Genomic DNA, 12662 nt, shown 5'->3' on the forward strand with positions numbered 1-12662 from the left:
CGTTCGGACCCGGCACTTCACTGACTGTTCAGCCGAAGTCACACACTATTCACCGCCGCCACCTGCAAGGACGTATCCGGCCCGCTGAGAGGGCGAGAAGAATCCGCAGGAGAACCTGACAGTGCCCCCGCGGGGTTCCGGAACCGGATCCCCGCGGGGGCACTGTCAGTGGGGCCTTGGAATTCCCGCTGCGAGGCTGTCGATCAGCCGATGACGCGGATGACCTTCGCTCCACGGTTGAGCATCCAGCTGTAGCTGCGCTTCGTGGTGTTCGTCCGGGTCGATCCCGCATCGTACATCTGCCCCTTGGTCTCGGAGATGATTCCGATGTGACCGGGGATCCAGATCAGGTCGCCTGCCTTCGCGTCCTTGATGGGGATCTCCTTGCCCGCAGAGCGCTGCTGGCTGGTCGTGCGCGGCAGCTTGATGCCGTTCTTGGCGTAGACGTACTGGGTGTAGCCCGAGCAGTCCCAACCGGACTTCGGCGAGGTGCCGCCCCAGACGTACTTGACACCGAGGTTGGCCTTGGCATCCTTGATCACGGACGCACGCTGAGCCGCGATCTTCTCTGCCTTGGTCGGCTTATCCTTCTTCTTGTCGTCCTTCTTCTTCGAATCGTCCTTCTTGGAGTCGTCCTTGGACTTGTCGTCCTTCTTGGAGTCGTCCTTGGACTTGTCGTCCTTCTTCGAATCGTCCTTCTTGGAGTCATCCTTTGTGGAATCGTCCTTGGACTCATCATCCTTCGAGTCTTCGTCGTCTGCAGAACCTTCCCCGGAGTCTGCAGGCGAATCGCCATCGGTGGACTTGTCTCCCGGCGGTGTCGTGTCGCCCGAAGCATTATCATCCGTCACTCCGCCGGCGATCGAACCCTTGGGAGAGAATTCGGTGGTGCCGTATCCTTCGGCCCAGACCAGTCGAGCACCTTCGAAGAGCTGCTCGCCGCGACCGTCCTTGAAGACCACGTCGGACTTGGGGTAGCCCAGGTGGCCCTTGACAGTCCCCTTGTCACCCCAGTACTTCATGATCGCACCGGTGGTGTAGTGGGCGCCGGTGGCCTTCGACCAGTAGAAGGATCCCTTCTCGAAGCGCTGTGCGACACCCCCGTCCTTGAGGCCGCCCTTCTCCGCAGAGGTGGGCAGCCCCAAGTTGGTGACCGCGTCGCCCTTGTACGACGAGGCGATCGCTCCTGACAGGTGGTAGGCGCCGGTCTTCTTGGACCAGTAGACGACACCCTTTTCGAACTTCTGAGCCTTGGCACCCGAGATGCCCTTGACCGCGTATTCCTTGCCGACAGCCTTGCCGAGCTTGTTCTTCTCGGCGTACTTCTCGATCGCAGTCTTCGTCTTCGGCTTCTCAGACTTCTTGGAGTCATCCTTCTTGGAATCGTCCTTATTCGAGTCGTCCTTCTTGTCGCTGGGCTGTTCGCCGGTCTTCAGGATCGAGTTGACCGTTGAGCGGACCTCGCCCAGCTTTGCGTAGAAGGCATCACCGGGGCAGTCGGTGCTGCCCAGGTCACGGTGGCCGACCAGGTTCGACTTCGTCGCCTTGGAGATTCCGTTGAGCGAGAACTTCCAGGCGATGGCCGAAGCCACGGCGTCACGGGTCTTCTTCGGAGGAGCTGCGCTGTTGTAAGTGCCCAGCACGGAGATACCGAAGGTTCCGGTGTTGTGTCCGGCCACGTGTGCGCCGATGACGGCCTTCGAGACGTCACCGCCGCGAGCGTGCCAGAGGCGACCGTACTTGTCTGCGACGACGTTGTAGCCGATATCGCTCCACCCACGGCCGTCCTGGTGGTAGGCCTGGATACCGCGGATGATTCCCGGGACGTCCTCGGCTGAGTAGCTGTTCGAACCGGAGGTGTGGTGGACCACGGCCTGCTTGATCCCGCTGGCATAGTCAGGGCTGCCCCGGTAGGCTTTCGCACCCCAGGAGCTGCGCGAACCGATCTTCGGCTTCGCAACCTTCTTCGCGACGGTGGACACCGTCGACGAACCGGGCACATAGTTCTGGTTGGCCACGGTCGCGCCGGAGACGTCGCTGAGGTTCTCGGCCTCGGCCGCCTCGGCGTCGGTCGATTCCTCGGACGCGGCATCGGAGGTCTCCGCGTCGTCGGCGTTCTGCTGTTCGAGGTCGACGGGGGCGTTCTCGGCGACGGCCTGTGCGTCACCGGAGTCGCGCTTCGGATCGACGAGGACGAGCTCGGCGTCACTCGGTGCGGAATCACCGAGGATGCGCATCTGCACTCCGGAGGCGTCCGTCACCGTCATCGGCTCCGAACCCTTGTTCTCGGCTTCGTCCTGCTCCTCTTCGTCGAGAGTGTCCCAGCTGCCCCACTCGGATCCGTGCTTGATGCGGATCTGAATGCGGATGTTCGACTTCGACTCGGAGAAGGTGAACCCGACGAGGCTCGGGTTCTTCGTCGGAACATCGAGGACATCAGAGATGAGTGCGATGTTCACGCCGTCTTCGGTCTTCTGCCGGACCGAGCCGGAGATGTCTTCGTCGTCCTTGGCCTCCGACTCCTCGGCGGAGTCCTGCCCGCCCTCGTCCTCGGAGTCTTCGGACTTCTTGGCAGGGGTCTGCTCCGTCTCGGACGGGGAGGAACCCTCGGACGGCACGGTCTCGTCGGATTCAGAGGCGAGTCCGGCGGATGTGGTGTTGACCGTCCCGGTCGCAGCGGAGGCGTTGACGGCCGACCCGGTGTCTGCCGAGGCGGATGCGTTGACGAACTCCGGCACCTTGGTCCCGGCCAAAGCGGTCTGCGACTTGAAGATGTTCGGCAGATTGCTCGTGGCGCTCTGGTTGGCGGCAGTGGCGGTGGAATCGCTGGAATCACGGGCACCGGGGACGTTGAGTCCCTCTTCGCTGACGTTCAGCGCCTCTTTGGACACGTCAGGCGACGTCGTGGCCGCAGAGGCCGTCGATGCCGTGACCGCTAAGGTGCCGACGAGTGCGACAGAAGCGCAGCCCGCGACAGTGGGCAATAGATATTTCATCGTTACAGCCTTTTCGAGGAAGACAGGGAAGTTCAGGCCTCGAGGTCCCCTGCACCGTTGGCAGTACGGCGGGCAACCCCAACATCTCAAAATTGTTACACATTTTCGGCGTGTCAGACTAGCCACAGAGCGGAATATTCTAATTACACGAGTGTGGTTCCCAGTATTGGCAAGGGACACACCGAGCAAAAGTTTTTCCCGGAATCGTCGTCGGCCGGACGTTTTCGGTCATTGTTCGGCCGCCCGAGCCGCTTCCGGTGCCTCACGGCACGTAGCAGATCGCCTTTGCGTCGGCTTCATCGCCGTTGTCAGCAGAGTTGTCGCCGGCACTCTGTGCCAGCAGCTGCGGCCCGGAACCGGGGTTCGGATCGAGTCCCGCATCGACTCCGGCGGCAGCTGACAGATCGCTTCCGGAAGCCGAGAATGCGTCCTTGTCCTCCTTCGAGGACTTCGACGCCTCCTCGATCCTATCGGCTACGAGCTGTCGTGCCACATCGAAGTCCGGATTCGACGGTGTCACGCGCGGCGGAGTGAGGTCGAGGGACTCAATCTTCTGCGACTTCACCTTGAGAGCCAAGTCGACGAAGGAGTCCACCTGGGAGGACGGAATGTTCGTGGCCACAGCCCCCGGAGTGGCCTTGGCGATCGCCTGGTAGCGAGTGAGCACCGTAGCCGGATCGAGCTGCTTGACCATGGCCGTCTGCACGCAGCGCTGCCGGATCATCCGCTCGTAGTCGCTGGAGAACTCTCGGGAGCGGGCGAACCACAGTGCGTGGAATCCGTCGAGCTTCTGCTTGCCCGGCTCGATCCACCCTTTGACCGGGCCGTGCTGGCCCGTCTTCCGGTCGACCTTCGAAGAGATCGGCACCCGCTTGCCCGAGACCAGAGTGATTCCGCCGAGGGAGTCGATGAGGTGCTCGAATCCCTTGAGGTTGATCATCGCGTAGTACTGGACCTCAAGCCCGGTGATCGCGGATACGGCGTCCATCGTTGCCTGCTCGCCGGCCTGCTCCGGGTCGTCGAATTCGTCTTTGTGCTGCTCGCCCTGCTGGAATACGGCGTTGAGCAGGCACTCCGAGCCGCAGTTGTACCCCTGCGGGTACTTCTTGTGCAGCGGCGAATCCTCCGTGAATGGCACGTTCTCCATATTGCGCGGCAGCCCGATGATCACGGTCTTGCCCGTCTTCGCGTCGATCGAGGCCAACGACAGAGAATCCGGACGGATGCCCGTGCGCCCCTTGCCGGCGTCGGATCCCAGAAGCAGGATGTTGTAGCGGCCGTCGACGGGTTTGAGGGCCTTGCCGGAGGCGAAGAGGTCGCTCATGAGACCGCGCTGAGAGTTCAGCATCGACGTCCCCCAGGCCAGCGGGCCGACGACGATGAGGAGGAGAGCACAGAACGCCGCGACGAAGCGTTTGCGGGCCCTCTGCGAGATCGTGACGAGTCGGATCCGGCGCAAGGAGTCGAACAGGCACACGGCCCAGTTGATCGCGATGACCGGAACCCAGATCGTGAGGAAGGTGAGGATGAAGGGGTTCGTGCCGATGGTGAACAGGAACGTCCGGTTGATGAGGACGGTGACTCCGGCGAGGATGGCCAGAGCCCAGCTGATCGCGGTGATCGACAGGGAGATCTTCGCCCACCGACGATGTCCGAATAGCAGCTGGACGCCGCCGGGGACGACGACGGTGACGAGGAGCAGCAGCCAGGCCCGCACATCCCGTGTGGACTGCGAGGCGTACGAAGGGTAGCGGATCGGGTCCACGTATCTCGTTTCGGCCACTGCCTTCCCTTCGTCTCCTCGGCGGTCTTCACGGCTTCCGGCACACAGTCGCACGCGCCTCGACGACGAGCGACACGGTCTCTGACCGGACGTGCGGCGAAGACAACTGTGCCAAACGTTCTTCAGAGTCCACTGTGTTCATCCATTGTGTCGCCTGCGGGCCGTGGATTCCGGCAAATCCGCGCCGTGCATGTCGGATTGCGCTGCTGTGCGATTCTTCACAGACGACGGCGAGGGTGCTGCGTCCCGACCATCTTCGTCGAGTCGCAGCACCCTCGCCGGGGTTCGCACGCGGGCTGAAGGCTCAGCGCAGGAGCTGGCGTCCCATCACCATCCGCTGGATCTGGTTCGTGCCCTCGTAGATCTGGGTGATCTTCGCATCGCGCATCATCCGCTCGACCGGGTGGTCGACGACGTAGCCGGCGCCGCCGAGCAGCTGCACGGCGTCCGTGGTGATCTCCATGGCCGCATCCGAGGCGTAGGCCTTCGCCGCCGCCCCGAAGTAGGTGAGGTCGTCATCGCCGCGTTCGCTCTTGGCGGCCGCGGTGTAGGTCAGCTGACGGGCGGCTTCGAGTTTCATGCCCATATCGGCGAGCATGAATTGGATGGCCTGGTTATCGGCGATGGACTTGCCGAACTGCTGACGTTCCTTGACGTAGGACAGCGCGTAGTCGAGCGCGCCCTGGGCGATGCCGACAGCCTGAGCGGCGATCGTCACACGGGTGTGGTCGAGGGTGCGCAGCGCAATCTTCAGGCCCTCTCCGGGCTGTCCGACGATCCGGTCCCCCGGCAGCCGGACGTTGTCGAAGAGCAGTTCGCGAGTGGGCGAACCCTTGATGCCGAGCTTGCGTTCCTTCTCGCCGAAGGTGAAGCCCTCATCCGATTTCTCGACGACGAAGGCCGAGATGTTGCGACCGCGGGCGCCGTCGGGGTCGGTCACGGCCATGACCGTGTAGTAGTCGGATTCCCCGGCGTTCGTGATCCAGGTCTTCACTCCGTTGAGGATCCAGTCGTCACCGTCGGCGACGGCGCGAGTCTTCATCGATGCGGTGTCCGAGCCCGCCTCCCGCTCGGACAGGCCGTAGGAGAAGCCGGCCTCGCCGGAGGCGACCGAGGGGAAGTACTTCTTCTTGATCTCTTCGCTGCCGCCGAGCTGGACGGGCATGCTGCCGAGCTTGTTCACGGCCGGGATGAGCGAAGACGAGGCGCAGCCTCGGGCCACCTCTTCGATGATGATCGCCACGGCCAGCGCGTCGGCACCCATTCCGCCGTATTCTTCGGGAATGTGGGCGGCGAAGAAGTCGGTCTCGACCAGCGCCTCATGAGCTTCTCGCGGGTAGCGGGAATCCGCATCGACCTCCGCCGCGAACGGCGTGATCCTCTTCTCGACGATATCGCGTACGGCCGCACGGATCTCTTCATGCTCTTCGCTGGGCTGGTAGAGGTCGAACATTCTTCTCCTAGTGTTTATCGGACGTTCAGTAACACCATTATCCCTGCAGAGCCCGGCCCTTGTCGAGAGCGACCTGCCGCAGTTCGTCTCGGTAGCCGTCCAAACGCTGCCGCACAGCGGTGGCTTCGTCGCCGTCTCCCGCGCCGAGGATGCGTGCGGCGAGCAGACCCGCATTCTTCGCTCCGCCGATCGACACGGTCGCCACGGGCACTCCCCCGGGCATCTGCACGATCGACAGCAGGGAGTCCATTCCGTCGAGGTATTTCAGCGGCACGGGAACGCCGATGACCGGCAGAGAGGTCATCGATGCGATCATGCCCGGCAGGTGGGCCGCTCCCCCGGCTCCGGCGATGATGACACGCACGCCTCGGTCGGCCGCGGACTTCGCCCAAGCCACCATGTCTTCGGGCATGCGGTGGGCGGAGACGACCTCGGCACTCGAGGCGATGCCGAGTCCGTCGAGTGCCTCGGCAGCGGCCTTCATCGTCGGCCAGTCCGAATCCGAGCCCATGACGATTCCGACCGGAGCCGCTGTTGCTGTGGAGTCGTGTGCTGTGGTCATCTGTGCTTCCTTCGTCGCAGGCGGTGCGGGATCTCGTTCGCTGCCGTCCGGATCGGCGGTTGCCGATGTGGTTCGGCACCAGTTCGGTGACAGCCGGTTGGGTTTCAGCCCGTGCTCGACTCCCGGTCGGCCAGGAGATTCTCCGGGGTGGGCATCCGCGGGTGCGGGTCGACATCGACCCCGGCGATGAAGTCAGCGGCATGGCGGGCCCGAGCGAGCACGAGCTCGCGGTCGTCACCGTAGGCGTTGACGTGGCCGACCTTGCGGCCTGGACGCACGCTCTTGCCGTAGAGGTGGACCTTGACCGCCGGATCGTGGGCCATGACGTGCAGGTACGGCTGGTAGAGGTCCTCGTGCTCGGCACCGAGGATGTTGACCATCGCAGACACGTCTTCTCTGGCCGCGGGGCTGCCCAACGGCAGATCGAGGACGGCACGCAGATGCTGCTCGAACTGGCTGGTCACCGACCCGTCCTGGGTCCAGTGCCCGGTGTTGTGGGGGCGCATCGCGAACTCGTTGATGAGGAATCCATCGGCGGTCTCGAACATCTCCATCGCCATCACTCCGGTGACCTCGAGGGTTCCGGCGACGGTGAGGATCGCCTCGGTGATGGCCCGGGCCTTCTCTGCCGACAGGTCGGGTGCCGGGGCGAGGGCCTCTTTGCAGACGCCGTTCTGCTGCCAGGTCTCGACGACCGGCCACACTGCGGTCTGGCCCATCGGGGAGCGTCCGACCATGACGGCGAGCTCACGGGCGAAGTCGACCTTCTCTTCGGCCAGCAGCTGCCCGACTTCGGCGAGCCACTCGGAGGCTTCCGTGAAGCTCTCGATGACGCGGACGCCTTTGCCGTCGTAGCCGCCGCGCGGCGTCTTGAGGACGAAAGGATAGCCGACGCGATCGGCGAAGGCCGCGATGTCGGCCTCCGAGGTGATGTCTGCCCAGGCCGGGTTCGGCAGTCCCAGCTCGTCCATCTTCGTGCGCATTCGGATCTTGTCCTGCGCGAAGATGAGCGCCTGCGGTCCTGGGCGCACGGCATGGCCTGCCGCGACGAGGGCTTCGAGGTGCTCGGGCGGGACGTGCTCGTGATCGAAGGTCACGACATCGACGGTCTCGGCGAAGGCCCTGAGCGTCGGATAGTCCGTGTAGTCGCCGACGGTCACCTCATTGATGACCTGGGTGGCGGGGGCATCGGCGGTCTCCGCGAGGACGGAGAAGCGGACACCGAGGGCTTCTGCGGCGGGGGCGAGCATGCGTGCCAGCTGGCCGCCGCCGATGACACCGATTCGAGGAAAAGTCACGTCTGTCATCCTAACTGTCGATCTCAGAGGACGAGGAGCGGGATCTGGAGTTCGCGTTCCGTCGTCGAGCCGTGATGGCCGATGAGCGCCAGCGCCGAGGCGGACTCCACGTCCGAATCGACGACGGCGAATCCGTCGGAGCAGATGACGACGAAGTCCCCGATCCGCGGGTTCACGTGTGCGGAGACGGGACCGAAGTATCCGCGGGCGATGGCCCGGGACTTCGGGATGACCAGCGCCCGGTCGCCGAGCGTCTCAGACCACGCGGATTCGACGTCGGCCTCGGCGCCGGGCTCGGCATAGAGATGCAGAGCTCGCGGTTCACCTCCGACGTGGCGCAGCCCGGACTTGAGTTCGGGAGCCGAGGCGAGGTCGAGGCGTCGGTCATGATCGATGTCGACCATGCCGTGGTCGGCGGTCACGAGCATCGTCGCATCGTGGGGCAGGTCCGCGGCGAGCCGGGACAGGGCGAGGTCGACGCGTTCGAGCTCTTCGGTCCAGGCCGCCGAATCCGAACCGTGGACGTGACCGGTCTTATCCAGGTTTCCCCAATAGAGGTAGACGAGGCGCCGGCCCGGAGCCTTCGCTTCGGCGAGGGCCTGCGCGCAGCGTTCCTCCAGTGTCTTCGAATCCCGGAACCGGCCGCCGCGCAGAGATGCGCGGTTGAGGCCGCGTCCGGCGAACTTCTTCTCACCGAGGCTGACCACATCGACGCCGACGTCGGTGAGTCGTTCGAACAGGGTGGCATCAGGGACCCAGGCGACTGGATCGACGTCGAGGTTCCAGGTCAGCTGGTTGAATACCGCGTCCTTCTCCGGGTCGAGGACGCGATAGCCGACGACCCCGTGGGCACCGGGCAGCCGACCTGTGGCCAAGGAGGACAGGGAGTTCGCGGTGGTCGAGGGGAACCCGGCCGACAGAGTCCGGCGGGCCTCTGCCTGCGACCGGAAGAACGGAGTGTATCCGCCGAAGCGACGCAGCTGCTGCTCACCGAGGCCGTCGATGAGCACGACGATCGTGGTCCGTGAGTCCCGGTCGAGCCCGAGGGCCCGAGCCCGCTCACGCGCCTCGGCGTCGAAGATGTCCCCGGCGCCGAGGCTGAGCGCGGCGGCGGGCACGATGTCGGAGAGGATGGGCCCCGAATAGTCCGGTGGGCCCAAGAGATCGTTGCCTGCGGGTGTCTGCGCGGCTGCGTCGCCCATCAGCGGCGTGACCGCAGCCGGGCGTGGAAGACCGCGGCGCGCAGCTTGCCGGCGAATTCGGTGATCCGGTCGACGGCGGCCTGGCCCTCGGCTTGGGCGGAGACTCGGAGCATGACATCCTCGGCGAACATCGATCCGCCGTAGCCGTGGTCGCCCATGCAGTCGGGATCCCCGCAGGTCTCGGGGAAGGCTTCGATCCGCTTCGACGCTCCCCAGGACAGGGTGAGGGAGACCTCGACGGGTTTGTCGCCGGGTTTGTAGGCGGCCGGATCGGCGAAGGTGCGGCCGACCATCACGGTTCCGAGCCGGTCGAGGTCGATGTCCTCGCTGCTCGTGACCGCCCGCGGTTTGGATCCTGGTTCGGCGTTCGGATCGTCATCGACGTGGGCCAGCAGCAGCCGGGTCTCGGTGAGGACGAAAGCGGTGACGTGGCGGTGGATGGATTCGATGTCGACATGAGTGTCGATGTGGACGAAGTGGGCCAGTACCGGTTCGTCGAAGAGGGAGTCGGCGAGTATGCCTTGGGTCAGCTGCGGATAGTAGCCGGCCGACTGCAGATCGTGAACGAGAACCTCGGGTAATGCCATGCCCACTATTGTGCCCCACTCCCCTGACACTTCCCAGCGCCCCCGACACTTGCGAGGACGGTCGGCCACAAACGTGAGCAGACGCATATGCTGGGAACATGGAAAACTATCCTGCCGGGTGGGAAGCCGATGTCGTCCTCCGCGACGGCGGCACCGCCCATCTGCGCCCGATCACTCCCGCTGATGCCGATGCCCTGGCCCGGATGCATGAGGCCCAGTCGCCGGAGTCCGTGTATCTGCGCTTCTTCGCCCCGCTGCCGCGGCTGCCGCAGCGCGACCTCGACCGGTTCGTCAACGTCGACCACCACGACCGTGTCGCCCTGATCATGCTCATCGGCGATGACATCATCGGCGTGGGCCGGTTCGACAAGATCTCCGACACCGACGCCGAGGTGGCCTTCAACATCGCCGACGCCCACCAGGGACGCGGCATCGGCTCGATCCTCCTCGAGCACCTCGCCGCGGCCGCCCGTGAGGCGGGGATCCAGAGGTTCACCGCCGAGGTGCTGCCTCAGAACCGCTCGATGCTTCAGGTCTTCCAGGCCGCCGGCTACGAGGTCTCCCGCGGCTTCGACGACGGCGTCGTGGCCGTGAACTTCGACATCGACCCGACGGCGCGTTCGATCGAGGTCCAGGCCTCCCGCGAACACAGGGCCGAGGCCCTGAGCGTGCGCACGGTCCTCCACCCCACCTCGGTGGTGGTCATCGGCGCCAGCCGGAAGCGCAACTCCACCGGTCATCTGCTCATCCGCAACATCACGGCCGCAAAATTCGCCGGCGACCTCTGGGTCGTCCATCCCGAGGCCGATCAGATCGCCGGAGTCCAGGCCTACCCGAGCCTGGAGAATCTGCCCGGCAAGGCCGACCTCGCCGTCATCGCCGTTCCGGCCGATTCCGTCACCGAGGTGGTCAAGGACTGTGCCGTGCACGGGGTCAAGGCCGTGCTCGTCATCTCCTCCGGCTTCGCCGAAACCGGCCCCGAGGGCGCCGAGCTGCAGCGGCGGATGGTCGCGACCTCGCGCGCCTACGGCATGCGGGTGGTCGGGCCGAACTCCTTCGGCCTGGTCAATGAGGCCGAAGACATCTCCCTCAATGCCTCGCTCGCACCGTTCCTGCCCGCTTCGGGCACACTCGGACTGTTCAGCCAGTCGGGGGCCTTGGGCACCGCGCTGCTGGCGGCGGCGAAGAACCGCGGCCTGGGCATCTCCACCTTCGTGTCCGCAGGCAACCGGGCCGACCTGTCGGGCAACGACCTGCTCCAGTACTGGGAGGAGGACCCGGCCACGCAGACCGTCGGCCTCTATCTCGAATCGATCGGCAATCCGCGCAAGTTCTCGCGCATCGCCCGCCGGGTCTCGCGCGTCAAACCGGTCATCGTCATCAAGTCCGACCTCACTGGGCGAGAGCTGCCGCCCGGGCATATCGTGCGCACCTCCTCCCTGGCCCCGAACACGCTCGATCAGGTGCTCGAACAGGCGGGCGTGATCCGCGCCGACACCGTCCACCGCCTCTTCGACCTCGCTCAGGTCTTCTCCTCGCAGAAGCTGCCCGCCGGCCGCCGGGTCGGTGTGATCGGCAACTCCGCGGCGATGGGCACGCTGATCATGCAACGGGCCCGATCCGAGGGTCTGCGCGTCGACACGGACCCGGTCTCCCTGCACCCGGAGGTCGATACGCAGACCTTCCGCGCAGAACTCGATGCGATGTACGACCGCGACGACGTCGATTCGGTCATCGTCACGTTCACCCCGTCGGCGGGGGCCGAGGAAGCGGAGATCGCCGCGCTGCTGTCCGAATCGGCTGCGAGGTCGGGCAAGACCACGGTCGCGTGCTTCCTCGGCATCCAGGGCGTCCACGACGAACTCACCACTTTCCTCACCGATGACGAGGGCAACCGCGTCTCCCACACCGTGCCCAGCTACATCGGTCCGGAGGACGCGGTGTGGGCGCTGGCCCGGGCGACGGACTATGCCCGCTGGCGGGCCGCCGATCACGGCACGTACGTCGAACTCGATGACATCGATGACAAGAAGGTGCGTTCGATCATCGACTCGGCGCTCGACGGCGCCAAGCCGGGCGCTCCGGTACGGCTCGAACGCGATGACACCCGCGCCCTGCTCAACGCCTACGGCATCGAGGTGCTGCCCTATATTGCGGCGTCCTCGGTCGAAGAGGGGCTCGCCGCGGCGGAGACCATCGGCTATCCCGTTGCCCTCAAGGCGGTGACGAAGATGCTGCGGCACCGGATGGAGCTCGGCGGTGTGCGGTTGAACATCGACTCTCCGGAAGAGCTCGCCGAGGATTTCGCCGCCGTCCAGGACACCATCCGTCAGCTCACCGATGAGGACGAACCGCTCGTCGACGTGCAGGCGATGGCCCCACACGGTGTGCCCTGCGTGATCCGAGCCGGAGAGGACCCGCTGCTCGGTCCGTTGCTGGCCTTCTCTCTGGCCGGCGACTCCACGGAGCTCCTCGGAGACGTCGAGCACCGGGTCGCCCCGATCACGGACAAAGAGGCCGAGGACATGATCCGCTCGATCAAGTCCTCCCCACGCCTGTTCGGCTACCGGGGCCTGCCGCCGATGAACATCGAACCTCTGCGCACGGTGATCGAGAGGCTCTCGGTGCTGGTGGAGAATCACCCGCAGATCCTCGAGCTCGTCATCCACCCCGTGGTCGCCACGGAAACCGAGTCCCACGTGCTCAGCGCCCACGTCGATCTGCTGCCGGATCCCACCCGCATCGACGGGACTCGACGGCTCCTCAGCTGAGCCCGAAACG

8 protein-coding genes are annotated in these 12662 nt (G+C 65.2%); 1 reads left to right on the forward strand and 7 read right to left on the reverse strand.

Annotated elements, in window-relative coordinates; translation table 11 throughout:
• Positions 1-203: 203 nt before the first annotated feature.
• The 7 genes from ACQE2J_RS13270 to ACQE2J_RS13300 form a co-directional block, all read right to left on the reverse strand.
• Positions 204-2996: an NlpC/P60 family protein gene (locus tag ACQE2J_RS13270; RefSeq protein WP_425119475.1), complete on the reverse strand. Its 2793-nt coding sequence runs from the start codon at positions 2994-2996 to the stop codon at positions 204-206.
• A 262-nt stretch (positions 2997-3258) separates the two neighbouring features.
• Complete coding sequence (locus ACQE2J_RS13275) at positions 3259-4779, reverse strand: LCP family protein (protein ID WP_135538112.1); 1521 nt, start codon at positions 4777-4779, stop codon at positions 3259-3261.
• A gap of 304 nt (positions 4780-5083) precedes the next feature.
• Positions 5084-6232, reverse strand: coding sequence for an acyl-CoA dehydrogenase family protein (locus tag ACQE2J_RS13280; RefSeq protein WP_135538110.1), 1149 nt, complete (start codon positions 6230-6232; stop codon positions 5084-5086).
• Between the two features lie 37 nt (positions 6233-6269).
• Positions 6270-6794 carry a 5-(carboxyamino)imidazole ribonucleotide mutase gene (purE, locus tag ACQE2J_RS13285; protein WP_426936459.1) on the reverse strand — a complete coding sequence of 175 codons (525 nt, stop codon included), beginning with the start codon at positions 6792-6794 and terminating at the stop codon, positions 6270-6272.
• Between the two features lie 104 nt (positions 6795-6898).
• Positions 6899-8101 carry a 5-(carboxyamino)imidazole ribonucleotide synthase gene (locus tag ACQE2J_RS13290; RefSeq protein ID WP_426936460.1) on the reverse strand — a complete coding sequence of 401 codons (1203 nt, stop codon included), beginning with the start codon at positions 8099-8101 and terminating at the stop codon, positions 6899-6901.
• Between the two features lie 14 nt (positions 8102-8115).
• On the reverse strand, positions 8116-9294 hold the full coding sequence (locus ACQE2J_RS13295; RefSeq protein ID WP_426936461.1) for an alkaline phosphatase family protein: 1179 nt from the start codon (positions 9292-9294) through the stop codon (positions 8116-8118).
• On the reverse strand, positions 9294-9881 hold the full coding sequence (locus ACQE2J_RS13300; protein ID WP_135538102.1) for a DUF5998 family protein: 588 nt from the start codon (positions 9879-9881) through the stop codon (positions 9294-9296). The genes ACQE2J_RS13295 and ACQE2J_RS13300 overlap by 1 nt, the downstream gene beginning before the upstream one ends.
• A gap of 98 nt (positions 9882-9979) precedes the next feature.
• Here ACQE2J_RS13300 and ACQE2J_RS13305 point away from each other — a divergent pair, with 98 nt between their 5' ends.
• On the forward strand, positions 9980-12652 hold the full coding sequence (locus ACQE2J_RS13305; protein WP_426936462.1) for a GNAT family N-acetyltransferase: 2673 nt from the start codon (positions 9980-9982) through the stop codon (positions 12650-12652).
• Positions 12653-12662 lie beyond the last annotated feature (10 nt).

Source organism: Brevibacterium sp. LE-L (assembly GCF_050214925.1).
Lineage (GTDB): Bacteria > Actinomycetota > Actinomycetes > Actinomycetales > Brevibacteriaceae > Brevibacterium.

Coding starts and splice junctions, on each gene's coding strand:
- purE (WP_426936459.1), bottom strand. CDS start 6,794: ATGACCACAGCACACGACTCCACAGCAACAGCGGCTCCGGTCGGAATC.
- ACQE2J_RS13300 (WP_135538102.1), bottom strand. CDS start 9,881: ATGGCATTACCCGAGGTTCTCGTTCACGATCTGCAGTCGGCCGGCTAC.
- ACQE2J_RS13280 (WP_135538110.1), bottom strand. CDS start 6,232: ATGTTCGACCTCTACCAGCCCAGCGAAGAGCATGAAGAGATCCGTGCG.
- ACQE2J_RS13295 (WP_426936461.1), bottom strand. CDS start 9,294: ATGGGCGACGCAGCCGCGCAGACACCCGCAGGCAACGATCTCTTGGGC.
- ACQE2J_RS13305 (WP_426936462.1), top strand. CDS start 9,980: ATGGAAAACTATCCTGCCGGGTGGGAAGCCGATGTCGTCCTCCGCGAC.
- ACQE2J_RS13270 (WP_425119475.1), bottom strand. CDS start 2,996: ATGAAATATCTATTGCCCACTGTCGCGGGCTGCGCTTCTGTCGCACTC.
- ACQE2J_RS13290 (WP_426936460.1), bottom strand. CDS start 8,101: ATGACAGACGTGACTTTTCCTCGAATCGGTGTCATCGGCGGCGGCCAG.